Origin of the sequence: Microbacterium hydrocarbonoxydans (genome assembly GCF_000956475.1) — a bacterium.
GTDB classification, from domain to species: Bacteria; Actinomycetota; Actinomycetes; order Actinomycetales; family Microbacteriaceae; genus Microbacterium; species Microbacterium hydrocarbonoxydans_A.
In genome coordinates, this window is record NZ_JYJB01000005.1 from 1 (window position 1) to 22,295 (window position 22,295).

24 protein-coding genes and 1 tRNA gene are annotated in these 22,295 nt (G+C 68.2%); 9 read left to right on the top strand and 16 right to left on the bottom strand.

Features of this window, described 5'->3' with window-relative positions:
* Positions 1-108 precede the first annotated feature (108 nt).
* Positions 109-1,092: a hypothetical protein gene (locus RS84_RS02265; protein WP_052676179.1), complete on the bottom strand. Its 984-nt coding sequence runs from the start codon at positions 1,090-1,092 to the stop codon at positions 109-111.
* A gap of 293 nt (positions 1,093-1,385) precedes the next feature.
* Between RS84_RS02265 and RS84_RS02270 the strand changes: the two genes are divergently transcribed.
* Positions 1,386-2,066: a YqaJ viral recombinase family protein gene (locus RS84_RS02270; protein WP_045256155.1), complete on the top strand. Its 681-nt coding sequence runs from the start codon at positions 1,386-1,388 to the stop codon at positions 2,064-2,066.
* Between the two features lie 5 nt (positions 2,067-2,071).
* Here the strand turns inward: RS84_RS02270 and RS84_RS02275 are convergent, their stop codons facing one another.
* From RS84_RS02275 to RS84_RS02295, 5 genes are read right to left on the bottom strand one after another with little or no spacing between them, the layout of a single operon-like run.
* The gene (locus RS84_RS02275) at positions 2,072-2,569 is read right to left on the bottom strand and encodes a hypothetical protein (protein WP_045256156.1); all 498 of its coding nucleotides are present in this window, start codon (positions 2,567-2,569) and stop codon (positions 2,072-2,074) included.
* Positions 2,566-3,192: a hypothetical protein gene (locus RS84_RS02280; RefSeq protein ID WP_152641734.1), complete on the bottom strand. Its 627-nt coding sequence runs from the start codon at positions 3,190-3,192 to the stop codon at positions 2,566-2,568. The genes RS84_RS02275 and RS84_RS02280 overlap by 4 nt, the downstream gene beginning before the upstream one ends.
* On the bottom strand, positions 3,189-3,767 hold the full coding sequence (locus RS84_RS02285) for a signal peptidase I (protein ID WP_045256158.1): 579 nt from the start codon (positions 3,765-3,767) through the stop codon (positions 3,189-3,191). The genes RS84_RS02280 and RS84_RS02285 overlap by 4 nt, the downstream gene beginning before the upstream one ends.
* A 13-nt stretch (positions 3,768-3,780) precedes the next feature.
* On the bottom strand, positions 3,781-4,413 hold the full coding sequence (locus RS84_RS02290) for a SipW-dependent-type signal peptide-containing protein (RefSeq protein ID WP_045256159.1): 633 nt from the start codon (positions 4,411-4,413) through the stop codon (positions 3,781-3,783).
* A gap of 7 nt (positions 4,414-4,420) precedes the next feature.
* Positions 4,421-5,023: a SipW-dependent-type signal peptide-containing protein gene (locus RS84_RS02295; RefSeq protein WP_045256160.1), complete on the bottom strand. Its 603-nt coding sequence runs from the start codon at positions 5,021-5,023 to the stop codon at positions 4,421-4,423.
* A gap of 267 nt (positions 5,024-5,290) precedes the next feature.
* On the opposite strand from RS84_RS02295, the gene RS84_RS02300 reads away from it, so the two are divergent.
* The 4 genes from RS84_RS02300 to RS84_RS02315 are packed head-to-tail and all read left to right on the top strand — an operon-like array spanning position 5,291 to position 9,088.
* Complete coding sequence (locus RS84_RS02300) at positions 5,291-6,010, top strand: hypothetical protein (RefSeq protein WP_045256161.1); 720 nt, start codon at positions 5,291-5,293, stop codon at positions 6,008-6,010.
* 11 nt (positions 6,011-6,021) lie between these two features.
* Complete coding sequence (locus tag RS84_RS02305) at positions 6,022-6,597, top strand: S26 family signal peptidase (RefSeq protein ID WP_052676181.1); 576 nt, start codon at positions 6,022-6,024, stop codon at positions 6,595-6,597.
* Positions 6,598-6,599: 2 nt separating this feature from the next.
* Complete coding sequence (locus tag RS84_RS02310; protein ID WP_152641735.1) at positions 6,600-7,355, top strand: hypothetical protein; 756 nt, start codon at positions 6,600-6,602, stop codon at positions 7,353-7,355.
* Positions 7,352-9,088: a choice-of-anchor G family protein gene (locus RS84_RS02315; protein WP_045256163.1), complete on the top strand. Its 1,737-nt coding sequence runs from the start codon at positions 7,352-7,354 to the stop codon at positions 9,086-9,088. Before RS84_RS02310 ends, RS84_RS02315 begins: the two co-directional genes overlap by 4 nt.
* 12 nt (positions 9,089-9,100) lie before the next feature.
* Here RS84_RS02315 and RS84_RS02320 read toward each other — a convergent pair whose 3' ends face one another.
* Positions 9,101-9,970 carry a LysR family transcriptional regulator ArgP gene (locus RS84_RS02320; RefSeq protein ID WP_045256164.1) on the bottom strand — a complete coding sequence of 290 codons (870 nt, stop codon included), beginning with the start codon at positions 9,968-9,970 and terminating at the stop codon, positions 9,101-9,103.
* Between the two features lie 70 nt (positions 9,971-10,040).
* On the opposite strand from RS84_RS02320, the gene RS84_RS02325 reads away from it, so the two are divergent.
* A complete protein-coding gene (locus RS84_RS02325) occupies positions 10,041-10,694 on the top strand; it encodes a LysE/ArgO family amino acid transporter (RefSeq protein ID WP_045256165.1) in 654 nt (217 codons plus the stop codon).
* Between the two features lie 6 nt (positions 10,695-10,700).
* Here RS84_RS02325 and RS84_RS02330 read toward each other — a convergent pair whose 3' ends face one another.
* The 6 genes from RS84_RS02330 to RS84_RS02355 form a co-directional block, all read right to left on the bottom strand.
* On the bottom strand, positions 10,701-11,483 hold the full coding sequence (locus tag RS84_RS02330) for an amino acid ABC transporter ATP-binding protein (protein WP_045256166.1): 783 nt from the start codon (positions 11,481-11,483) through the stop codon (positions 10,701-10,703).
* Entirely contained in the window at positions 11,470-12,132 is a 663-nt protein-coding gene (locus tag RS84_RS02335; RefSeq protein WP_045256167.1) for an amino acid ABC transporter permease, read from the bottom strand. Before RS84_RS02335 ends, RS84_RS02330 begins: the two co-directional genes overlap by 14 nt.
* Positions 12,133-12,141: 9 nt before the next feature.
* The gene (locus tag RS84_RS02340; RefSeq protein ID WP_045256168.1) at positions 12,142-12,969 is read right to left on the bottom strand and encodes an amino acid ABC transporter substrate-binding protein; all 828 of its coding nucleotides are present in this window, start codon (positions 12,967-12,969) and stop codon (positions 12,142-12,144) included.
* Between the two features lie 166 nt (positions 12,970-13,135).
* Positions 13,136-13,825, bottom strand: a complete 690-nt coding sequence (gene rplA, locus RS84_RS02345) for a 50S ribosomal protein L1 (RefSeq protein WP_045256169.1) — start codon at positions 13,823-13,825, stop codon at positions 13,136-13,138.
* An 11-nt stretch (positions 13,826-13,836) separates the two neighbouring features.
* Positions 13,837-14,268: a 50S ribosomal protein L11 gene (rplK, locus tag RS84_RS02350; protein WP_045256170.1), complete on the bottom strand. Its 432-nt coding sequence runs from the start codon at positions 14,266-14,268 to the stop codon at positions 13,837-13,839.
* Positions 14,269-14,438: 170 nt separating this feature from the next.
* On the bottom strand, positions 14,439-15,434 hold the full coding sequence (locus tag RS84_RS02355; protein WP_200891954.1) for a helix-turn-helix transcriptional regulator: 996 nt from the start codon (positions 15,432-15,434) through the stop codon (positions 14,439-14,441).
* A gap of 81 nt (positions 15,435-15,515) precedes the next feature.
* Between RS84_RS02355 and RS84_RS02360 the strand changes: the two genes are divergently transcribed.
* Positions 15,516-15,914, top strand: a complete 399-nt coding sequence (locus RS84_RS02360; protein WP_045256171.1) for a VOC family protein — start codon at positions 15,516-15,518, stop codon at positions 15,912-15,914.
* Positions 15,915-15,979: 65 nt separating this feature from the next.
* On the opposite strand, the gene nusG is transcribed toward RS84_RS02360, so the two are convergent.
* The 3 genes from nusG to RS84_RS02375 all read right to left on the bottom strand — a co-directional run bounded on the left by nusG (position 15,980) and on the right by RS84_RS02375 (position 17,443).
* On the bottom strand, positions 15,980-17,014 hold the full coding sequence (gene nusG, locus RS84_RS02365; protein ID WP_045256172.1) for a transcription termination/antitermination protein NusG: 1,035 nt from the start codon (positions 17,012-17,014) through the stop codon (positions 15,980-15,982).
* A gap of 40 nt (positions 17,015-17,054) precedes the next feature.
* Complete coding sequence (gene secE, locus RS84_RS02370) at positions 17,055-17,330, bottom strand: preprotein translocase subunit SecE (RefSeq protein ID WP_045256173.1); 276 nt, start codon at positions 17,328-17,330, stop codon at positions 17,055-17,057.
* 40 nt (positions 17,331-17,370) lie between these two features.
* A tRNA-Trp gene (locus tag RS84_RS02375) sits at positions 17,371-17,443 on the bottom strand.
* A 194-nt stretch (positions 17,444-17,637) separates the two neighbouring features.
* Here RS84_RS02375 and RS84_RS02380 point away from each other — a divergent pair.
* Positions 17,638-19,452: an HSP90 family protein gene (locus tag RS84_RS02380; protein WP_045256174.1), complete on the top strand. Its 1,815-nt coding sequence runs from the start codon at positions 17,638-17,640 to the stop codon at positions 19,450-19,452.
* 9 nt (positions 19,453-19,461) lie between these two features.
* Entirely contained in the window at positions 19,462-22,260 is a 2,799-nt protein-coding gene (locus tag RS84_RS02385) for a hypothetical protein (RefSeq protein ID WP_045256175.1), read from the top strand.
* The last annotated feature ends 35 nt before the right edge of the window (positions 22,261-22,295 follow it).

Below are 22,295 nucleotides of genomic sequence, written 5' to 3' on the forward strand. Positions count from 1 at the left end.
ATCTGACAGACGTCTCCCAGATGGGGCATCGACGCCCCACCTGGCCGTCGATGCCCCATCTGACAGACGTCTCCCAGATGGGGCGCGGACGGGCAGATGGGGCGTCGATCAACCGGGCGGGCGGATGCCGAAAGCCGCAAGCCTGTCACCGAAGACATCGACCGTGGCGATGTCAGAGGAGCCCCACCTGGCGGTCCGCCACCCGGTCACTCCGCGAATGTCGTCCTCACGGCGTTTCTCGGCAAGGATGACCTCCTGCGTCGTGCGGCCACGCGTCATCACCTCGTCGACGTACTTGTCCTTGCCGTCGAACTCGCCGAAGCACCGCGCACCGAGGAACCCGAAGTCCAACCAGTAGTCGTTGCCCGCCGCACCGACGACGTGTATCTGAATGTCGTAGTTGGTAAAACCCAACCGACTGAGGTGCAGCCGACTGACGCTTTCTCCCGGCGATTGCGCCCGGCCGTCGGCGAACGCGATCACCCGTCGCGCCTGACGAATGCCACGTCCATGAAGGCGCTCTGCTCGATCCTGCATCCGCTCGCGCCACTGCCGCGCCAGATCTTCGTTGTGCACGCTGCCGGTTGTCGCGTAGGCGTGCAAAGCAGCATCCGCGGCGGAGATCGCAGCCTCCGGTTTCAGCGAACGAGCAAGGTCGAGTACCGTCCGATCGATCGTGGTGCACATGATGCCGTCGATCTCGATGATGTCGATCTCACTGACCGCCACGTTGTGCCACCTGATCTTCGCGCGTGCGCGGCCATGCCGGGCGTCGGTTGTCGCAACATGCACCACGTCGGGTGCGTGTCGATAGAGGGGAAGCGCGTGGATGACGGCGGCCGACGGACCCCAGAACACGAGCCCGGACCCCTCGGAGTTGAGATGTGCCGCCACGACTTCGACAAGGTGGCGCCCCTCATTCCACAGGCTGTTCCAGTCGTCCGCGAAGATGTATCGGCCCCGGCGCACCTTGCGAAGTGTCTTCGTCTCGACGAGTCCACGCACTTGGCGCTCGGTCAGGCCGCGCTCCATCAGCTCGCCACGGGTGTGCAGCAACGCCCGGGCGCCCGCGATGTCGATCGTCTTCGGCATGCGCCGATCCTCCTGCATGGAGATCCCGGATTCCGGGCTCTCCCCAGGCTCCGGGCCGACTTAGCTCGAAGCCGAAGATGTGCAGGAGAACTCTCGACACGACGCCCCACCTGCGCTGCGACGCCCCAGCTGGGAGACGACTCGCAGGTAGGGCGTGGACGGGCATGTGGGGCGTCGGCCGGATCGGACGGAGCGGACGGGAACACCGCGGGACCAGCCTGAGCCGGGCTGCGGATGCCGGACGGCGGCGTGTGCGGGACTGCGGGGTCGGATGCCGGGGTTAGGGTCGAAGGGTGAATCCCGAACTCCAGGCGCGCATCGTGGCGGACTCCCGCGACCGCGTCGCGTGGATGCGGGCGCGCTCGCGCGGGATCACGGCGACCGACGTCGCGGGGCTCACGAGTGAGAAGTCGATCGCGCGCGCTGCCGACTCCAAGCTCGGCGGCGGGCCGCGCTTCGGCGGCAACGCCTACACCGACCACGGCCGCCGCCGTGAACCCGAGATCGCCGCCTGGGTGGCCGCCACACACGGGATCATGCCGTCATCCGCGCTGTTCCGGGCCGAGGTCGAGCACCGCCACCTCGCTACTCCCGACGGGATCGCGGTCGACGCAGATGGACGCATCAGGCTTGCCGAGATCAAGACCACCAACAAGCCGTTCCGCGGCATCCCCCGCACCTACTTGCGACAGGTGTGGTGGCAGCAGCACGTGCTGGGCGCCGAGCGCACCCTGTTCGTGTGGGAGGAGCACGTCGACTTCTCGCCCGTGCACGACGAGCCGAAGTGCGTGTGGATCGACCGTGACGACCGCGAGATCGGCAAACTCGTCAGTCTCGCGACCGCACTGATCGACGAGCTCTACCGCCGGACCACCGGCCAGCAGGTGCCGAGCAGGACGATGGATGCCGTCGCCAGCCGCCGGGAGCAGCTGCGCGAGCGCGACGCGTTCCGGGCACTGGCGCTCGCGGACTGACGGGCCTACGCCACGCAGGTCGCGCCCAGCCCGGCAAGACCGATCGTCAGTTTTCGAGTCGCGGTCGGTGATGTCCACGCCGTGCCCGCGATGCTGGTGACTGTCAACGTCGTCGTGCTGCCGAGGAGGTTCGTCACCAGACTCGTGAGAAGGGCCTGGCTGAGGACGGCGGTGTATGTATAGGTTCCGCTCGAAGGTCCTGTCACCGTGATCCCGGACGTCACCGTCCCGGTGTTCGTGCCGGACGTCGCAGTCAGCTTCTGTCCGGTCAGCGGGTAGGGAGCCGTCCACACGAGCGTGACGCTCTGAAAGATGCCCAGGCCATTGTTCTGCACGGTGCAGCTCGAGATCACGGGTGTGACCAGGGTCCCCGCCGTGAACGCCCCCGATCCGTACTCGGAGTCGACCCACGCGGCTTGCGTCTGCTGCACGGGCGGAGCGACGCCCAGCCCGACCAGCAGCGCGAGCCCCGCCAGTCCCCCGATCCACTGACGCCGGTTCACGAGTCGTCTCCGTCGCTCCGGGAGTGCCGCCGCACGACGACAAGCGCTCCACCCAAGACCAGCAGTACGGCGCCGGCGCCGAGAACCCAGAACACGACTGGCGACATTCCCGTCGTCGCGAGTCCTCCTTCCGGCCCGACCACCGCAGATTCCCCCGCCCCCGACGCGTGCACGCGCACGTCGGTCCGCCCATCCTCGCCACCTGCGGCGAGCGCCATCGAAAAGCGCACGTGGGCCGTCTCGGTGTCAGCCATCCGCGTGAGCTCGAACTCGGATCCATCGCGCGGGATGCGCCACCCCGAGCGCAGCACGGTCGCTCCGCCGGGGCATCCGCTCGCCGTCCACTCCTGCATGCAGAGCCTCGCGTCCACGACGAGATCCGCGCTCCCTGTCGCACTCACGCCGATCGTCACGATGCCGGGGTCTGGCGCGTCTGCGCTGACGACGACGTCCCACTGCACGGGCTCACCCGGGAGAAGAGATCCCGCAGCATCCCAGTCGGCCACCGACACCAGGCGCAGGACGCGCCCCTGCACGACCTGCGTCGTCGGCGCAGCCCATGCGGGCTGAGTCGGCAGCAGGGCGAGCACCACGAGCCCCGCAGCCATGAGAGCGCGCCTCATCTGCGCCCCCTCTCCCTCGGCCAGAACGCCCACACGACCAGCACTGCCGCGGCGACGGTGATGCCTCCCAGTACGAAGGGGTTGCCCATCCCCACGATGATCGTCGCGATGCCGGGCACCGAGAACAGCACGATACGCCCCGACGTCACCGTGTACGGAGCCGGATCCTCGAGCGCGTTCGCATCGCCTTTCATGGTGATGACGCGCTGTGCCGGGGTCGCCCCGTCGGTGATCGAGGTGACGCGGTGCGTGATCGGCAGCTCTCCTTCCCGGTCGACCGTGACGACATCGCCGACCTCGATCTCGGATGCCGGGATCCGCTGCACCACCGCCACGGAGCCCGCCGGAATCGTCGGCGACATCGACCCCGTCTTGAACATGATCAGCGTGATCCCCGCGGTGTAGGCGAGGATCACGAGCACGATGCAGATGACGCCGCTGATCGCGGCGATCCACAGCAGCAGGTCGGCGAGCACCTTGGCGGGGCCGCGCCGCGAAGAAGCGGATACGGTTGCCGCTGCATCGTCGGGACTGTGCTGTTCCCGCAGCGCCCTCCTGGTCAGGGTCTCGCTCATCGCAGGCTCCGTCTCACGGAGTCGAGGTCGCCGCGAGCTCCCAGGTCGCCGTCTGGGAGGTTCCCTGGACCGTCGTGGGAGCACCGACGTTCATCACGAACTCGAAGCAGTAGTTGATCTGGTTTCCGCCGTCCTTGTTCAGCACCTGCGTGCTCGTCGCCCCGACCGTCAGCGCGGCGCCGGATGGAAGTCCGGTCGTCACGGGGATGCTCGCCCAGTTCGCGGCGGTGCACCCGTTCGTCGTCGACACGGTCTTCACCGTGTAGGTGAGTTGCGCGCCGAGACCCGAGGCGTTGCCCGAGGCCGCCTTGAGCTGGACAGTGCCCGCCATCGACGGGGTCACGGTCTTGACGCTGAAGAGCGCATAGACCTTGTCGCCCGGCGTCATGGCTCCGGCCGTCGTCGGGAGGGCGAACGAGAGCGTTGCGCCTGGAGAAGTCGGATGCTGGCTGAACGTCGCGCCATCCGTGGCGCCGACGATGTTGAACGTGCCGGCTGTGAAGCTGCCCGATCCGAACTCGGAGTCGTTCCACGCGGCCAACGTCGCGGCGGCGCCCACGCCGAGCACGAGCCCGCCCGCGAGGAGGGCTCGTATCCGACGGGAACGCAATCGCCTGGCGTCCCGCAGCTGCCTGCGGGTGTTCATCTCACGCTCAGTTCGATTCGGCCGCGAACTCCCAGACGCCGGTCGCCGCGCCGCCTTCGGTCAGGCCTGCACCCGCGGTGGCGATGAAGCACACCTTCTGCGCAGCGCCCGCGACACCCGTGCCGTGGGCGAGGTCGAACGTCGCACCGGCGGTCGATGCCGACAGCGTGCTGCCAGACAGAAGAAGCGTGCCGTTGGTCGTCGCGGAACCGTCGCACGCGTCGGCCTCGTCGAGCGCATACACCGCGTACGAGATGTTCGTCGCGTTGGCTCCCGTACCGGACTCGAGCGATGTCGTCACGGTCGCGTCGCTGGTCGTGGTGGAGTCCAGGCGCACCCAGAACGGGGCGTAGACCGTGTCGGTGGGCGACAGGTTGCCTGCCAGGGGAAGCGTGAATGTGAGCGCGGCACCCGGAGCCGCGGCGTGCTCGCCCCAGCCTGCTGCGGCCGAGGTCGCCGAGCCCTCGAGGTTGAACGCTCCGGCCGTGAACGTGCCGTTCGCGAATTCGGAGTCGTTCCACGCAGCGAGCGTGACCGCCGTGCCGATGCCGAGCACGAGTCCGCCCGCGAGGATCGCGAGCACCTTGCGCTGGTTTGCCGTTGTCGTCATGTGAGATTCCCCCTCAGGAATTCCGGTGAGCGAGACGGAGTGCGTCTGGGGAACGGCCACCCCCTCAAGCGACCGGCATCCGCCTCGTTCGCCATCATCACCCTCTCGGAGCCTGTTCACAAGAAGCCCTGGTCACGATTGGGCGACGATAAATATTCCGATATGACCAATATTCCGATGTTCCTAGACACCCGGGCCGCGATGCATTACGAATGACACGAGGCCCCTACCCACGGCCTCTTCACCACATGTCCTGAGGGGGACGGTATGGAACCGAGACGAGCGCGCCGCGCCATGAAGAACAACAAGGCACGGAAGGTCATCGCGATCGTCGCGGCGGCCGCCGTGGCAGGGGTGGGAGCCACCCTGAGCCTCGCAGCCTGGAACGACACCGAGTGGCTGTTCGCCAGCGACGGCACCGGAGGACCCGGCATCACGACCTCGACGTTCGAGCTCGAGCAGGTCGCACTCCCCGCGGCCGGGACAGCTCCCGCCACAGTCACCTGGGCCGATTTCGAGGCCAACCCGGGCAACGGTGTCACGTTCACGCTGACAGATCTGACCCCCGGAGACGCGACGTATGCGCTGGTCGCACTGCGGTCCAAGGTCGGCTCGCTGGGCGGCGAGGCGACGCTGGCGTCCGCGGTCGCGGCGAACGGGGTGACCGTCGCCGACGCCGGCGGACATCTGTGGAACGCCACCGATCTCCGGGTCGCGACCTGGAACGGCGCCGACGTCACGGCGACCAAGGCCTGCAACGCAGCCACGTTCGGCGGCACCGGCAACACCACGATCGCCAGCGGCGACCTGGGCACGGCCTCAGGCAACGCGGCGCAGACCTATGCGGCGGATGCGGGAGATGTGAACTTCTACTGCTTCGAGCTGACGTTCACCGTTCCCGGCACTCTGCCCACCGGCATCACGGTCGACGACTACATGGGCCGCAGCATCGCGCCCGCGTGGAAGTTCGACGCCGTCTCCGACTGATCAGAACCATCATGACCTCGACCGCAGAATCGCTGCGCGATCGCGAGGTCGACCAGGAGCCGCGCGGGCGTGATCGCTCATCACGCCCGCGCCGGCGCGGCTCCGTCCTCCCCGCGATCCAGAACGCCCTGGTGTGGCTGCTCGGCATCATCGGCGCCATCGCCATCGCCTGGCTGCTCGCGTCGTGGATCTTCGGGCTTCACCTGGTGATCCTGACCACGGGCTCGATGTCCCCGGCGATGCCGCCGGGGACGGCCGTGATCGAGAGGACCACGGATGCCGCAGACCTCGCCGTCGGTGATGTCGTCAGCGTCCCGCGTGCTCACGACGGTCAGCTGGTGACGCATCGCATCGTCGGCATCGACGACGCGGCGAGCGCGGCGGAGCGCGCTCTGACCCTGCGCGGCGACGCGAACGATACGGATGACGCGGACTCCTACGTCGTCTCGCGAGCGGGGATCATGCTCTTCGCGATCCCGGGGCTCGGCATCGCGCTCTCGGCGATGACCTCTCCTGCGGGACTCGCGATTCTCGGCGTCGTCCTCGCCGGCGCGGTCCTGTGGGTGCTGTGGCCAGGGAGGAGATGACCGTGCCGGTTCTCCGCACGCACATGCGCCGCTTAACCGGCGCCGCTCTCATCGTCGTGTCCGCGTGCACGGGCGCCGTGTCCATCGGTGCGGCTGCCGCACAGGCGGCTCCCTTCTTCGCCGATCCGCAGCAGTCGACCGCCGGCCGCTTGACACTCGAGACCTCGCCCTGGGTCTCGAGCGATGCGCATGGCGTGCAGCAGCTGGCCCTGGACCAGCCTCTCGCGCTCTCCCCTGGCGACAACGGCTTCTGGGAGATCAGAGCCGCACACGACGATCCGTCAGGCCCCGCGACGCTGTCCGTCGAGATCACCTCCTCGGGTTCTCTCGCGCAGCATCCGGACGGTCTCCGCCTCACCTTCCGGCAGTGCCTGGCCGAATGGTCGGGCCTCGCCGCCGGCGCTCCGTCGTGCTCGGCGCCGGGCGGTGCCGTCACGCTGGCACCGACCGTGGCATCGGCCACCACCTACCTGGTCGACCTCGCCGCAGGCTCGGCGCAGTACATGCTCGTCACCGCGCGTCTCGACGGCGATGACGCGACCCTGCAGGGGCTGGGCTCCACGGTCGGGGTCGGGCTGACGGCCGTCAGGACGGATGCCGCTCCGGTACCGGGCCCGGGCTCCGCGCTTGCGACGACCGGAGCCGACGGCACCGCCATGCTGCAGCTGCTCATCGCCGCACTCGCTGCCGCCGGCGTCGGGGCAGGACTGCGGATGCTGCGCCGCCCGGCAGAGGCATCGAAGGAGGCCATGTCGTGAGACGCACCCGCACGTGGCTCGCCGCCGGGGCCATCGCGATCCTCGCGGTGCCGTTCATGACGTCTTCCTCTCTCGCGAGCTGGACGGATCAGGAGTGGGCTCACACCGAACCGCTCGGCACGACCTCACTCGACTGCGGCACCACCACCGGTTTCACGACCCAGGCTGCCGGACGCCAGGTCAGCGGCACGCTGCTCGGCACGGACCTCGACACGCTCGCCGCCGTGCGCGGCGTGAACAACAAGATCGACGCCGCGCTGAACGAGACGTACGCCCCGACGCCGGGAGCGCACGACCTCGATCCGACATCCACGACGACCTTCACGAGGGCGACATCGCTGAACGTGGGCGTGCTGTCTCCGCTGGTCGGAGTCTTCCTTCCCACAGTCGATGTACCGACCCCGCCGAGCCTGGCCGTCGGCACGCTCGCGCAGTACTCCCAGGTGCGGCCGACCGGCATCGCCACGGGTGCGACGGGAGCGGTGACGAATCAATCGGGCATCGCCACGATCGGGGACTACGGCGCGTCGACGCCGCCGAGCAACGGGTCGATCAGCCTCAAGAGCGTGCTCGGCAGCGCCATCGGCTCCAACATGGCGGATGTCTCGCTCGACATCGGCGCGGTGTCGGCGCTGTCACGCGTCGACGGATGCGACGTCCTGCGGCAGGCGACGTGGGACATTCCCGCGGCGCCGAACGCGGTCACACGCGACTATGACATCGCGAACCTCGATCTGACGCTGACGTCGCCGGCACTGGCAGGTCTTGTGACGCAGGTCGACACCTCCGTGGGCCAGCTGCAGACCAAGCTCAACGGACTACAGAAAGCGCTTCTCGATGGCATCAACGGCGTGCTGGGAGGCATCAGCGCGGATCTCGCGATCTTGAGCGTGACCACTGCCGGCACAAACGTATCCGTCACGAATATCCCGAACGTGGCCGCCTCAGTGTCGAGCTTGCTGAACGACTTTTCCGATGCGGACGGCATCGTCACTCTGAGTCCGAGAACAGGGCTCATCCAGGTCAACCTCGCCAAGCTGCTCAACGGTGCTGGCCAGCTCAACAATCTCAGCCCGAACAGTCAGTTTCTTCTTACTCCTGCAGTTCTGAGCGACATCGGCGCACGGGTCACGAACCTTGTCTCCTCCTGGCGCGCCCAGGTCATCAGCGCTTTGACCGCCGCGGCGAATTCCACCCACGTATCGATATCGGTCGCCGCGTCAGTCAAGGCGTTGGGCATCACAGTCGCGAACATCAGCATCGCCATCAATGCCGATCTCGGCGCGCTACATGCCAACAACGGGGCGTTGATCGCGGCAGGTGTCTCCGTGACCCTGCTCAACCAGAACAACGCCCTGCTTGCCGCGGTAATATCCAGCATCCTTGCCGTGCTGACTCCCCTGCAGGCGGCGCTTGTCTCCGTCATCAAAAGCCTGGTCGACGACATCTACGCGACGATCACCACGCTCGACACCACCCTCGCCGTCGGCGTTCCGGTGGTCGCCAACGCGGTGGCGCTCGTGTTCAGCACCCTCCAGCCGATCTTCTCGTTGTACGTGAACGTGCAGCCCGATGAACCCGGGTCACCTCCCGCGACGTCGTTCATCCCCGCGACGAGCACCTCGACCGCGGAGTACAAGGTCACCGCCCTGCGGATCGGCATCCTCGACGGCGCCCGTCCCATCAGCGTGAACCTCGGCACCGCATCCGCCGGCCCCGTCTCGCTCCCCTGAGCACGACGGCAGCTACCGCAGCACGCGCCTCGCCTCTGCGGCAATCTCTGCGGCGATCGCATCGAGCAGAGACGATCGCAGGTTCCACTGCTGCCAGTGCAGCGCCACCTGCAGCGTCGGCCCGCCGAGCGGGACGAGGCCGGCGGACTCCTGCAGCACCGGCACCATCCCCCACCCGAGCCCGATCTGCACAGCCAGTGCGTAGTCGTGCGACGCCGGCACGTAGTGGCGGGGCACGCCGTGGTGCGGCACTCCCATCGCCTCTAGCCACTCGTGCTGCAGAGCGTCCCGCCGGTCGAAGTCGACGAACGGCGCTCGTCGCAGCGCCTCGCGGCTCGCGCCGTCCGCGAACCAGCGGTCTGCGTAGCCACGCTCGGCCATCGCCCGGTACTCGAGTACGCCCAGAGGCGACACCGAGCATCCGGCGACCGGGGCTGCCTCGCTCGTGACCGCTGCCATCACCGTGCCGGACTCGAGCAGACGTGCGGTGAAGTTCTGATCGTCGCGGTGCAGATCGAAGTCGATGTCGTGTGCGGCCGAGAGCCGCGCAAGAGGAGGCAGGAACCAGGTCGCCATCGAGTCGGCGTTCACCGCCAGCGGGATGCTGATGCGTGCACCGACGGCCTCGAGACCGAGACGTGACAGCGCGTCGTGCTCGAGCAGCGCGATCTGGCGGGCGAGCCGCACCACGGCCTCACCCGATTCCGTCAGCCGCACCGGCTTGGAGCGCACGAGCAGCACGCGGCCGAGCTGCTGCTCCAGTGCCTTCAGTCGCTGACTCACGGCCGAGGGCGTGATGCGCAGCCTGCGGGATGCCGCGTCGAGGCTGCCCTCGTCGACGACCGCAGCGATAGTAGCAGCCAGTTCCGGGTCGATCCTCACTTAAGCCATGCTAACGCCTGATAAGAAACCCTCGCTGGTGCTTATGCACACGACTTCCTAGCGTGGACTCATGCTCACCGTTCTCGCCGGCCTCGGGCTCGGCCTCTCCCTCATCGTCGCGATCGGCGCACAGAACGTGTTCGTGCTGCGCCAGGGCATCCGCCGCGAGCACGTGCTCGCGGTCGTGGCCATCTGCGCGCTCTCCGACGCTGCGCTCATCATCGCGGGCGTCGCCGGCCTCGGCTTCGTCATCGCCGCCGCACCCTGGCTGGTCGTCGTGGCGCGCTGGGCCGGCGCGCTGTTCCTGCTCAGCTACGGCGTGCTCGCCGCACGGCGGGCATGGCGAGGCGGCGAGGAGCTCGAGGTCGGTTCGGCGGATGCCGCGGCATCCGCTCCGCGAGGGTCCTCCGCGACGCTCACCCGCACCCGTCTCGCGCCCGTGGTCCTCACGACGCTCGCACTGACCTGGCTCAACCCGCACGTGTACCTCGACACCGTCCTGATGCTCGGCTCGATCGCGGCGACCCACGGCGCAGAACGCTGGCTGTTCGCGGCCGGGGCGATCGCCGCCAGCATCCTGTGGTTCACGGCCCTCGGCTTCGGTGCGCGTCATCTCGGCCGCTGGCTGCGCACTCCCCGGTCATGGCGCATCCTCGATGCCATCATCGCGGTGGTCATGATCGCGCTGGCGATCTCGCTGGTCGTGCCGGTGCTCGGCGGCTGATGCCGGTCAGGCGCCGTCGAGGGGGCGCAGGATCCGCTTCAGGAACCTCTGCGTCCTCTCTTCGCGCGGAGCCTCGAAGATCTGCTCCGGCGCTCCTTCTTCGACAACCACTCCGCCGTCCATGAAGAGCACATGATCCGCGGCCTCACGCGCGAAGCTCAGCTCGTGCGTGACGACGACCATGCTCCAGCCCTCATCGGCGAGCTCCTTGATCACGAGCAGCACCTCGCCCACGAGCTCGGGATCCAGGGCGCTGGTCGGCTCGTCGAACAGCAGCAGATCCGGCTTGAGCGCGAGCGCCCTGACGATGCCGACGCGCTGCTGCTGCCCGCCGGAGAGCTGATGGGGCCTGGCATCCGCCTTGTCAGCCAGGCCGACCCGTTCGAGGAGCACGAGCGCCTCAGCGACGACCTCGTCCTTGGGGCGGCGCTGCACGCGCCACGGCCCCTCGATCACGTTCTCGAGAACCGTGAGGTGCGGGAAGAGGTTGTGATGCTGGAACACCATCGCCGAGCTGTCGCGGAGCGCGAAGCGCTGTTTCTGCGCCACTTTCGCCGCGAAGTCGATCTCCGGGCCGCCGTCGACGGCGATCACGCCGCTGTCGGGAGTCTCCAGGCCGTTCAGAGAGCGGAGGACGGTGGTCTTGCCGGAACCGCTGGGCCCGATCAGCACCACCACCTCGCCGCGGTGCAGCGTCAGGTCGATCCCGCGCAGCACCTCGTTGCTGCCGAAGCTCTTGTGCAGGGCGGTCGCCGCGAGCAGCGCCGCCGATCCATCAGTGCGCGACACGACTGTCCAGCCTTCTCTCGATGGCACCCTGCCCGGAGGAGAGCACCAGGCAGATCACCCAGTAGACCAGCGCGGCGGTCAGGTACACGACCATGACCTGATACGAGGCGGCCGCGATCTGCTGCGTCACGCGGAACAGCTCGGTCACGAGGATCGTCGAGGCGAGAGATGTGTCCTTGACGAGCGAGATGAACGTGTTCGACAGCGGCGGAACCGACACCCTGGCCGCCTGCGGCAGGATGATCCGGGTGAGCGTGCGCGTCCGGTTCATACCCACGGTGTACGCGGCCTCCCACTGCCCCTTCGGGACCGAGAGGATCGACGCGCGCACGATCTCGGCGCCATAGCCTCCGACGTTGAGGGAGAGGGCGATGATCGCGCTCGGCCAGGGATCGATCGTGATGCCGACTGCGGGCATGCCGTAGAAGATCACGAACAGCTGCACGAGCAGCGGCGTGCCGCGGATGACGGAGATGTAGAACCTCGCGATCGCCGACAGCACCGGGTTCACCGAGATGCGCATCAGCGCGATCCCGATCGCGATCACCAGTCCCAGTGCGAACGAGGCCAGCGCTAGAGGGATGGTGCCCAGCAGCGCCCCTAGGGCGATCGGCCCGAGGGAGTTCAGGAACAGCTGCCAGGCTTCCATCCGACGAATCTACTCGGAGACGTCTTCGCCGAAGTACTTCTTGCTGATCTCGGCGAGGGTGCCATCGGCCCGGAGCTCATCGAGTGCCCCGTCGACCGCGTCGACCAGAGCCTTCTTGTCCTTCGTGAACGCGAAGGCCTGCTTTCCCGCGTCGTCGGTCTCGGCGGCGACCTTCAGTCCCGTGGGGCCGTCGGTCGTCTCGTAGTCGAGGTACGTGAGCTTGTCATTGATGGTCGCGTCGACGCGACCCTGGCGCAGCAGCGCGACGGCCTGCGACCAGCCCTCGACGGCCTCGACCGTGGCGCCGGACTCGACGGCGAGGTCGTTCCAGTTGCTGGTCAGCGACTGCGCCGAGGTCTTGCCCTTGAGATCGGCGAACGAGCTGATCGAGTCGTCGTCCTCGTTGACCACGATCACGCCGGGCGAGACCGTGTACGGCGTGCTGAAGAGGTAGCTCTTCTCGCGCTCGTCGTTGATGGTCACCTGATTCGCGATCACGTCGAAGCGACCGGCGTCGAGGCCTGCGAAGATCGCATCCCACTGCGTCTCCTGGAACTCGACCTTGAGGCCCAGCTTGTCGCCGACGGCCTGGATGATCTCGACGTCGTAACCGGTGAGATCCCCCGTGCCGTTGTCGCCGTGGAAGCTGAACGGGCGGTACGTGCCCTCGGTGGCGACCGTGAGAGTGCCGTCCTTCACGAGTCCGAAGTCGGCGCCGGACTCGGATCCGGATTCGCTCGAGGAGCCGCTCTGGGCGGGCGCGCTGGAGCCGCTGCAGGCGGTGAGCGCGGATGCGGCGACGACGAGTGCCGTGACGGCGATGAGACGACGGGACATGGGGACCCTCCTGGGGTGTGCGGTGTGCGCGGATGCTGTGGCGCGCGGAACTCATTCACAGTACGCCGTTCCGGCGCGTGTTCTCTTTCCCATGACGCCGGATTTCACACGGGCCCGGGAACGCGAAAGGTCCCCGCCGGAGCGGGGACCTCTCTGTGAGTCAGACTCAGATGGCGTTGACGTCCAGCGGGATGCCGGGGCCGAACGTGGTCGACACGGCGCCCTTCTGGATGTAGCGGCCCTTCGAGCTCGACGGCTTGAGGCGGACGATCTCCTCGAGCGCGGCGTCGATGTTCTCGTTCAGCTGCTCGGCCGTGAACGAGGCCTTGCCGACGACGAAGTGCACGTTGGCGTGCTTGTCGACGCGGAACTCGATCTTGCCGCCCTTGATCTCCTCGACGGCCTTCGCCGTGTTGGGGGTCACGGTGCCGGTCTTCGGGTTCGGCATGAGTCCACGCGGACCCAGGACCTTTCCGAGGCGACCGACCTGGCCCATGAGCTCCGGGGTGGAGACGGCCGCGTCGAACGCGGTCCAGCCGCCGGCGACCTTCTCGATGAGCTCGGCGCCGCCGACCTCATCGGCGCCGGCGGCGATCGCAGCTTCGGCCGCGGGGCCGGTGGCGAACACGATGACGCGGGCGGTCTTGCCGGTGCCGTGAGGCAGGATGACGGTGCCGCGCACCATCTGGTCCGCCTTGCGGGGGTCGACAGCGAGCTTCAGCGCGACCTCGACGGTCGAGTCGAACTTCGTCGAGCCGGTCTCCTTCGCCAGGGCGACGGCCTCAGCGGGAGTGTAGAAACGGTCTGCCTCGATCTTCTCGGCGGCAGCCTTGTAAGCCTTGGACTTGGTAGCCATGATTATTCTCCTCAGCCCTCGACCGTGATGCCCATGGAACGGGCGGTGCCGGCGATGATCTTCGAGGCAGCCTCGATGTCGTTCGCGTTCAGGTCGGCCTGCTTCTGCTCGGCGATCTGACGGACCTGGTCCTTGGTGATCTTCGCGACCTTGACCGTGTGCGGGGTTGCGGAGCCCTTGGGGACTCCCGCTGCCTTCTTGATGAGCTCCGCCGCCGGCGGGGTCTTCAGGATGAACGTGAAGCTGCGGTCCTCGTAGACGGTGATCTCGACGGGGATGACGTTGCCGCGCTGCGACTCGGTCGCGGCGTTGTACGCCTTGCAGAACTCCATGATGTTGACGCCGTGCTGACCGAGCGCAGGGCCGATCGGGGGCGCCGGGTTGGCTGCACCGGCGTTGATCTGAAGCTTGATCAGGCCGGTCACCTTCTTCTTGGGTGCCATTTCCTCTTCCTTTCATCGAACGGATGCCGGTTGCATCCGCTCTCCCGCGATTCCGGCTTCTCCGGATCGCGGTCGTCTGCACGCCCCTCGACACGCCCGAAGATTCCCAGGGACCCGGTCGGGTGACGCACAAACCACACAAGTCTACCCGATGCGGACGGGTGCCGTTCTCACCGGTAGGTCGCAGCGATGCGCTCTCCCAGCAGGCGCAGCTCCTCGCGGATCTCAACGGGCTCGACGACTTCCGCGACGCTCGCCCATCCGGCCAGCTGCTCGGCGAGTGCGTCTGCGCGGTGAGCGCTGACCTCGACGCGCACGCGACCGTTCTCCTCGAGGCTCTCCCCGTCGTCGAGCAGCCGGGCCTGAGGGCCGAAGCGATCGCACAGCGCGCGCACCGCCCAGGGCTCCACGCGGACGATCGCGCTGACGGCCCCGCGCAGATCCTCGACCCGCTCCACCATCCGCGCCCAGACCGCGGCGGCGTCGAACTCCGCAGGCGGATGACCCGGCGCACCCAGGATCTCGAGCGATGCGATGCGGTCGACCCGATACGTCCGCAGCCTGGCCTCGTCGGCGACGTCGGCTCCTTCCGACACGGCCGCACCGAGCAGATACCAGCGCGCGCCCCGGCTGCCCACCATGAGCGGGACGAGTTCGGCGGATGACGGCCCGCGCGAGCCCGCATACTCGAAGCGCACGCGCAGGCGGCGCCCGATCGCGCGCTGCAGCAGCGCGACCTTGGCGGGATCGTCCACGTCGGCAGTCTCTCCCCAGGCGACGTCGCGCACGGTCGCCTCCGCGATGCGCTGCGCGCCTTCGCGGAAAGGGGCAGGAACCGCGCGCAGGAGCTTGCGCGTGGCGGCGACATGCTGCGGATCGGCCTGGCCGTTCTGTGCGAGTCCGATCAGCAGCGAGGTGACCTCGCCTTCGGTCAGTCCGGTCAGATCGGTGCGTGCGCCGCCGATCAGCCGCCACCCTCCTCCGCGTCCGCGTGTGGGATAGATCGGAACACCTGCCATGGCCAGCGCCTCGAGATCTCGGCGAGCCGTGGGCACCGACACCTCGAGTTCCGCCGCCAGCTCGGCGGCGGTGATCTGCGGACGTCCCTGCAGGAGCAGGAGCGCCTGGATCAGACGATCGGCACGGATCTCGGAGCTCCTTTTCACAAGATTTTGAAAGTGATCAGAAGATGATCACTTCGACGTCGAGCATAGAAGAACACGCACCCCTTCAGAAGGAGAAACACCATGTTCCGTGGACTCGCCAACCTCAACCTCGTCGCCGTCGACATGGACGCCGCCGTCGAGTGGTACACCGCCGTCTTCGAGACGGCACCGTACTTCGTGCGCCCAGAGCAGGGGCCCGCGCAGTACGCCGAATGGCGTTTCGGTGACGACGAGGACGAGTTCGCCCTGATGGACGCACGCTTCCGTCCCGCCCTCACTCAGCCCGGAGGCGCGCTGGTCAGCATGCACGTCGACGACATCCAGTCGTCGTTCGACCGCCTGCTCGCCCTGGGGGCCAGCGTCTTCGACCCGGTCACGCAGCGCGGCGAGGGCTGGTGGTCGGCATCGGTCAGCGACCCGTTCGGCAACCTGATCGGTCTGATCCAGAGCCCGCACTGGGCCGCGCAGCACGCCGACTGAGGGCATCCGCCGGAAACGCGAGAACGGCCGCCCCGAAAGGGACGGCCGTTCTCGTAAGAGAGATGTCAGATCATCTTGGTGACCTGGTCGAACGACAGCTCGACCGGGGTCTCGCGCTCGAAGAGAGAGACGAGAACCGTGAGCTTGCCGCTCTCGGGCTTGATCTCGCTGATCGAACCGGGAAGGCCGGCGAACGAGCCCTCCTTGATCGTGATGGTCTCGCCGATCTCGAAGTCGACCTCGGCGGGCAGCGGACGGGCGACGGCGACGCCGCCCTTGGCCGCGATGTTCTTGGCGGTCGGGACGTCCTTGACCTCGACGAGAGCCTTCAGCATGTTGAAGGCCTCCTCGAAGCGCAGCGGAGTCGGGTTGTGCGCGTTGCCCACGAATCCGGTCACACCGGGCGTGTGGCGGACGACCGACCAGGTGTCCTCGTTGAGCTCCATGCGCACCAGCACGTAGCCGGGGATGCGCACGCGGTTGACCATCTTGCGCTGGCCGTTCTTGATCTCGACGACGTCCTCCATCGGGACCTCGATCTGGTAGATCTCGTCCTCGACCTCGAGCGTCGACTTGCGCTGCTCGATGTTCGCCTTGACCTTGCGCTCGAAGCCCGCGTAGGAGTGGATGACGTACCACTTGCCGGGGAGCATGCGCAGATCGGCACGGAAGGCCTCATAGGGGTCTTCCTCGGAGTCGTCCCCCTGCTCGTCCTCGTCGCCCTGCTCGTCGTCAGCACCGAGGTCGGGGCCGTCGTAGGGGGTGACCTCCTCGGCCGCAGCGGCCTCGAGGTCAGCCGCCTCTTCGGCCACAGAATCGTTCAGGACCTCAGCGGCAGCCTCAGATTCAGCCGCTTCGTCCAGGTTGAGAGCGTCGTTCACGATCGCGTCCGCCTCCGGGTCGTCGATGTCGATGTCGATGTCTTCGTCTGCCCCGCTGTCGTCGTCGTCCTCATCTTCGATGTGGATCGCGACGTGCTCCGCCGAGGTGACCGAGAACTCCTCTGCGGCGAGGACGTTGCCCTCCTGGGCTTCGTCCTCTTCGCTGGACTGCTCTGCAGCGGTCGCCCAGTCGGCGTCGTCGGAATAGCGTTCAGACACGTTTTTCTTCTCCATGTGTGCGGCCGTAGCCGCGGTGGCATCAGGTGCCCGGAACCCCGAACACCACGTGCGTCAGCCACGCGAACAGGGTGTCAAGTCCGTAGACGATGCCCATCACGATCAGGACGAAGACGAGGACCACCGCGGTGAACTTGATCAGCTCCTTGCGGGTCGGCGTGACGACCTTGCGAAGCTCAGCGATGACCTGGCGGAGGAACAGTGCGATGCCTCCGAAGAACCGGGCGAAGAAGTTGCGCTTCTTCTCTCGGGTGGCACCGGTCGCGACGACCTCGCCACGCGGTTCTTCCTGATCCATCCTGAATGTACCTTTCGTGTGCCAGCGATGCGCTGACGCGCAGGGCGGACAGGAATCGAACCTGCAACCTGCGGTTTTGGAGACCGCTGCTCTGCCAATTGAGCTACCGCCCTAGAGGCCGGATGGCCTCGGGTTCGTCATCCGCTCTCTTCGCTTGACCTGTGATCGGTAGACCCGGGCACAGCGAAAGATTGCAGACAACAACTGCTCCACCAGCATACGGCATCCGCGGGATGCTCTCGAACCGCGGGCGCAAAAGCGCAGTTGTTAGGCTCGACAGGCGGGCGAGAGCCGGGAGGGAGCGCATGTGAGCGCGGAGGTCAAGCAGTTCCAGGTCGATCTGCGCGGCGTGGTCGATCTGCTCAGCAGGCACATCTACTCGAGCCCCCGGGTCTACCTGCGCGAGCTGCTCCAGAACGCCCGCGACGCCATCACGGCGAGGCGCGAGGTCGACGGCGCAGGCGGCCGCATCACGATCACGCCGTTCACCGACGACTCAGGTGAGTTCGTGCTCCGCGACGACGGGATCGGGCTCACGGCGACCGAGGTCGCCGACCTGCTCGCCACGGTCGGCCGCTCATCCAAGCGCGACATCTTCGACATGCCGCGAAGCGACTACCTCGGCCAGTTCGGCATCGGCCTGCTCAGCTGCTTCATGGTCGCCGACACGATCATCATCCGCTCGCGCAGCGCGCGCGGCGGCGCCTCCGTGGAGTGGACAGGAAGCTCTGACGGGACGTTCCAGGTGGTCGAGCTCGATGAAGAGCTTCCGATCGGAACGAGCGTGCACCTGGTACCGCGGTTCGACGCAGACGAGCTGCTGCGGCCGGCCGCTGTGCGCGAGCTCGCCACGACCTTCGGCGAGTTCCTGCCCGTTCGGGTGACCATCGATACGCCTGCGGGCGAGATCGACATCACGCATCCGGCCCCGTTCCTCTCTTCAGACCCCGAGCAGGCCGTGCGGTACGGCCGCGAGCTCCTGGGCGCGAGTCCGCTCGACGTGATCGAGCTGTCGGAGCCGGCGACGGGCACGCGCGGTCTCGCGTACGTCCTGCCCTTCGCTCCCCCGCCGGGCGCCCGTCAGGCCACGCGCATGTACCTGGGACGCATGCTGCTCTCGGAGCGCGTCGACGACGTTCTCCCGGAGTGGGCGTTCTTCGTGCGAGCCGTGATCGATTCGACGGGGCTCGCGCCCACCGCGAGCCGCGAATCGCTGGTGGAGGATGCCGCGCTCGAGCGCGTCCGCGAGCAGCTGGGTGCCGGCATCCGGCGCTGGGTGCTCGAGCTCGGGCTCACCGAGCCGCATCGCCTCGCTCAGTTCGTCGCGGTGCACGAGGTCGGCTTGAAGTCTCTGGTCCGCCACGACGAGGAGCTCGCCGCGTTCATCACCCGGTGGCTCACGCTCGAGACCACGCACGGCACGATGCGCATCGGCGACCTCGTCGATCGGTTCCCGCACGTGCGCTTCGCCGCGACCGTCGACGAGTTCCGCCAGGTCGCGGGCATCTCGCCGGCATCCGAGGTCCTGGTCAACGGCGGCTACCTGTATGACGCCGACCTCGTCCGTCTGCTGCCGGAGCTGTACCCCGAGGTCACCGTCGAGAAGGTCGACGTCGCTGGGGAGCTCGACCGGCTCGACCCGCCGCCGCTCGATGACCGCGAGGCCGCGGTGGCGCTCGAGTCGCGGGCGGGCGGAGTGCTCACGGCATCCGGCTGCTCCGTGGTGGTCCGCTCGATCGATCGCCCCGACCTGGCCGGTCTGTACGTCGCCGACCCCGAGGTGCTGCGCTCGATCGACCGTCGCCGCACCAGGGGCGTCACCGGCTCGCTGTGGAGCGGCGTCCTCGACCGCATCGACAGCTCGGCCGCTGCGGCGCGCGACGACGACCTGAGCGCGCGGCTGTGCCTGAACTGGTCGAACCGCGTGGTGCGAGCGCTCGTGCGCGTGCAGGACGACGCCGTGTTCGACCGCACGGTGCAGCTCTTGTACATCCAGGCGCTGCTCGCAGGGCATCACCCGCTGAGCGACGCCGACCGCGCCCTCATGACGAGCGCCCTCAGCGATCTCGTCTCCCTCTCCGCCGGCATCGAGGGCGACGCCATCTCCTTCGATTCACTCTGAAAGGCCCCGATGACACGTCCGAAGAAGCGCTTCCAGCAGCTGATCGAGGAGATCGATCGCACACCGTGGGGGCCTGCAGAGCAGGCGCTCGTCTCCGAGGCTGTCGCTCTCGCGATCGAGATCGGCGATGAGCAGCTGGAGTACCAGGCGCGTATGCGGCAGACGGCCTCGGCCAACATGGGCGGCGCGACCGATGTGATGCTGAACTCCTTCGCGTGGTGCCTCGCGCACCATGACGCCGATCCTCAGCGCTTCCCGGCCGATCTCGACAACGGCGGCGCCGACCTGATGTGGCAGTTCAAGTGGATGGCCTCGGCGCTGCGCTCCTCTCCCGCGTTCTCGACCGAGCAGATCACGGCCGTGCTCGACGACATGGAATCGCACTATCGGACCGCGGGACTCGGACTCAGCGGGGTGCTCACTGCACGCTTCGAGGATGCCTGGGACGCCGGTCGCATCGACGACGCAGAGGCTCTGCGGGTGCAGCTGGAGGCGACGCCGCGCGACGACCACAGTCATTGCGACGCCTGCGGACGCAGCCAGTTCGCGGGCTTCTTCGCCGACACCGACCGCGATGACGACGCCATCCGTCTCGTCGAGGAGATGATCGAGGGCGGGTTCTCCTGCGGCGAGGAGCCCGAGCACGCGCTCTCGCGCGTCCTGCTCCCCTATCTGCGCGCAGGGCGCTTCGACGAGGCGAAGAGCGCGCACCTGCGAAGCTACCGTCTCGCCAAGGACAACCCCGACAACCTGCGCATCGTGGCGAACAACATCGTCTTCGCCGCGGTGACCGGCAACGAAGCGCGAGCCCTCGCACTCATCGAGCGGCACATCGCGTGGCTCGCGCACGACGGCCTCAACGTCGACGCGCATTTCGCCGCGCTGTCGGCCTTCGCGGTCGCTCTCGACCGCGTGACCGCTGCAGGGCACGGGGGAACCCCGGTGCGGGGAGCGGATGCAGCGGCCCTCGTGCCGCTGTTCGGCGCGCACTCGGGGCCCTGGAGCGCCCAGGATCTCGCGGCTGCGTCATGGGCCGCCGCCGAGCGCATCGGCGCTGCCTTCGACCAGCGCGACGAGACCTCCGGCCACGCCCGTTCACTCGAGCGCATGCGGGCGCTGGCTGCAGAGCAGTACGACGTGCCGATCCGCTCGGACGCCTTCGTGGCGGCGCCCGCGGCGAACACGCCGCAGGATGCCGAAGGGTGGTTCGAGCGGGCCAGCGAGCTGGCGCAGTACGGCGCCGAGCACGAGACTCTCGCCGCGCTCCCCCGAGCCCTCGAGGTCGAGGACGCGGCGAAGCGCGCACAGCTGCAGTCGATGCGCATCGGCATCCTGGTCGCGCTGGATCGCGCCGACGAGGCTGCCGCTCTGCTGTCCGCTCGCATCGAGGCTCTCCGCGAGGCGGGGCTGGACGCCCAGGCCGATCTGGAGTCGCGACTGGGCCTGGCTACCTTCGGCCTGAACACGCCGGACGCGACGGAGATGCTCGAACACGAGCTCGCGGCATCCGATTCTCTGCCCGCCTGGTCGCGGGGCGACCTGGCGCTCAGCCGGGCCTCGCTCCACCTGAGGGAAGACGAGCCGGCCGCGGCCCTGGATCTCGCGGAGCAGGCCGCGCGGCACTTCGCAGAGGCCGCGGATCCCCGCCTGTCGAACACGACCACGCTGCTCGCGCTGTCTGCCGTGCTGAACACGGGCGACATGGACGCCGCCTCCGTGCTGCTCGAGAGGTTCCTCGCACAGGACGACCTCGGCATCGGGCATCGCGCGCGTGCTCTGCAGACCAGGGCGCGCATGCGCGGCGGATCCGAGCAGTTCGCCGAGGGTGCCGCGGATGCCGACGAGGCGTGCCGGCTGCTCGCCGGTCTCGGGGCGACGACGGCGCTGGGATCGGCCCATCTGCTCGCAGGAGCCCTCTGGGAGGATGCCGGAGAACCCGAGCAGGCCGTGGCGCGCTACCGGGTCGCCGCGCGCTTCGCAGAACAGGACGGCGGCGACGCCACGGCGGTGAACTTCCGGCTGGCGCGCGGCATGCTCTCCGCCGGGGATGCCGAGGAGGCGGCCGAGCTGTTCGGCACCGTGCTCGAGCGCGAGGAGCAGTCGGACGTGCCAGCGGGATCGCGCGCCATGACGGCGTCGATGCTCGCTCGCGCACTGGCCGCCTCGGGCGAGTACGGGCAGTCGGTGGGGGCCTATGGCTATGCGGCCGAGCTGTTCGGCGAGGCCGAGCAGCTCGCGGATCAGGCCATGGCGATGCTTGAACGAGCGAAGATCCTGGCCCGCTTCGACGAGCACGAGGACGCGATCGAGCAGCTGGAGTCGGCGGCGGAGATCGTGCGGAAGGACCCGGAGGCCGTCGGCACCCTCGCAGACGTCCTGCACAACCTCGGACAGGCGTACGGCGGCCAGCAGGACGACCGCGCCTTCGCACTGTTCGACGAGGTGGCCTCTCTCGCTCAGCAGCACGACGCGGGCTGGCTCCTCGCCGATGTCACCGACTCGCGCGGCAGGGCTCTGGGCGCATTCGGGCGCATCGACGAGGCCGTCGCCGCCGCACTCACCGCAGCCGACGCGTTCTCGGCGCTCGGAGACGAAGGATCCGCGGGTGGATCGGAGCTGTTCGCCGCGCGCCTGCTCAGCGGGAGCGAGCGTGCGGCCGACGCGGTGCCGCTGTACCGCGCGGCGCTCGAGCGCGGCACTCAGATCCCACCGCTGCGCCAGGTCTCGGCGCTCGAGCTCGGCGACGTGCTCGAGCAGCTCGGCCGGGACGGCGAGGCCGCAGAGGTCCGTGCCCTGATCGAGAGCTGATCACACCCGCTCGCGACGAAGGCGGGGTCGGATGC

What these genes read in the sequence shown, in the direction of transcription:
- RS84_RS02385 (WP_045256175.1), top strand. Translation starts at nt 19,462, where the DNA reads ATGACACGTCCGAAGAAGCGCTTCCAGCAGCTGATCGAGGAGATCGAT.
- RS84_RS02305 (WP_052676181.1), top strand. Translation starts at nt 6,022, where the DNA reads ATGACCTCGACCGCAGAATCGCTGCGCGATCGCGAGGTCGACCAGGAG.
- RS84_RS02265 (WP_052676179.1), bottom strand. Translation starts at nt 1,092, where the DNA reads ATGCCGAAGACGATCGACATCGCGGGCGCCCGGGCGTTGCTGCACACC.
- RS84_RS02335 (WP_045256167.1), bottom strand. Translation starts at nt 12,132, where the DNA reads ATGGAAGCCTGGCAGCTGTTCCTGAACTCCCTCGGGCCGATCGCCCTA.
- RS84_RS02295 (WP_045256160.1), bottom strand. Translation starts at nt 5,023, where the DNA reads ATGACGACAACGGCAAACCAGCGCAAGGTGCTCGCGATCCTCGCGGGC.
- secE (WP_045256173.1), bottom strand. Translation starts at nt 17,330, where the DNA reads ATGGATCAGGAAGAACCGCGTGGCGAGGTCGTCGCGACCGGTGCCACC.
- RS84_RS02360 (WP_045256171.1), top strand. Translation starts at nt 15,516, where the DNA reads ATGTTCCGTGGACTCGCCAACCTCAACCTCGTCGCCGTCGACATGGAC.
- rplA (WP_045256169.1), bottom strand. Translation starts at nt 13,825, where the DNA reads ATGGCTACCAAGTCCAAGGCTTACAAGGCTGCCGCCGAGAAGATCGAG.
- RS84_RS02325 (WP_045256165.1), top strand. Translation starts at nt 10,041, where the DNA reads ATGCTCACCGTTCTCGCCGGCCTCGGGCTCGGCCTCTCCCTCATCGTC.
- RS84_RS02285 (WP_045256158.1), bottom strand. Translation starts at nt 3,767, where the DNA reads ATGAGCGAGACCCTGACCAGGAGGGCGCTGCGGGAACAGCACAGTCCC.
- RS84_RS02300 (WP_045256161.1), top strand. Translation starts at nt 5,291, where the DNA reads ATGGAACCGAGACGAGCGCGCCGCGCCATGAAGAACAACAAGGCACGG.
- RS84_RS02280 (WP_152641734.1), bottom strand. Translation starts at nt 3,192, where the DNA reads ATGAGGCGCGCTCTCATGGCTGCGGGGCTCGTGGTGCTCGCCCTGCTG.
- RS84_RS02290 (WP_045256159.1), bottom strand. Translation starts at nt 4,413, where the DNA reads ATGAACACCCGCAGGCAGCTGCGGGACGCCAGGCGATTGCGTTCCCGT.
- RS84_RS02340 (WP_045256168.1), bottom strand. Translation starts at nt 12,969, where the DNA reads ATGTCCCGTCGTCTCATCGCCGTCACGGCACTCGTCGTCGCCGCATCC.
- rplK (WP_045256170.1), bottom strand. Translation starts at nt 14,268, where the DNA reads ATGGCACCCAAGAAGAAGGTGACCGGCCTGATCAAGCTTCAGATCAAC.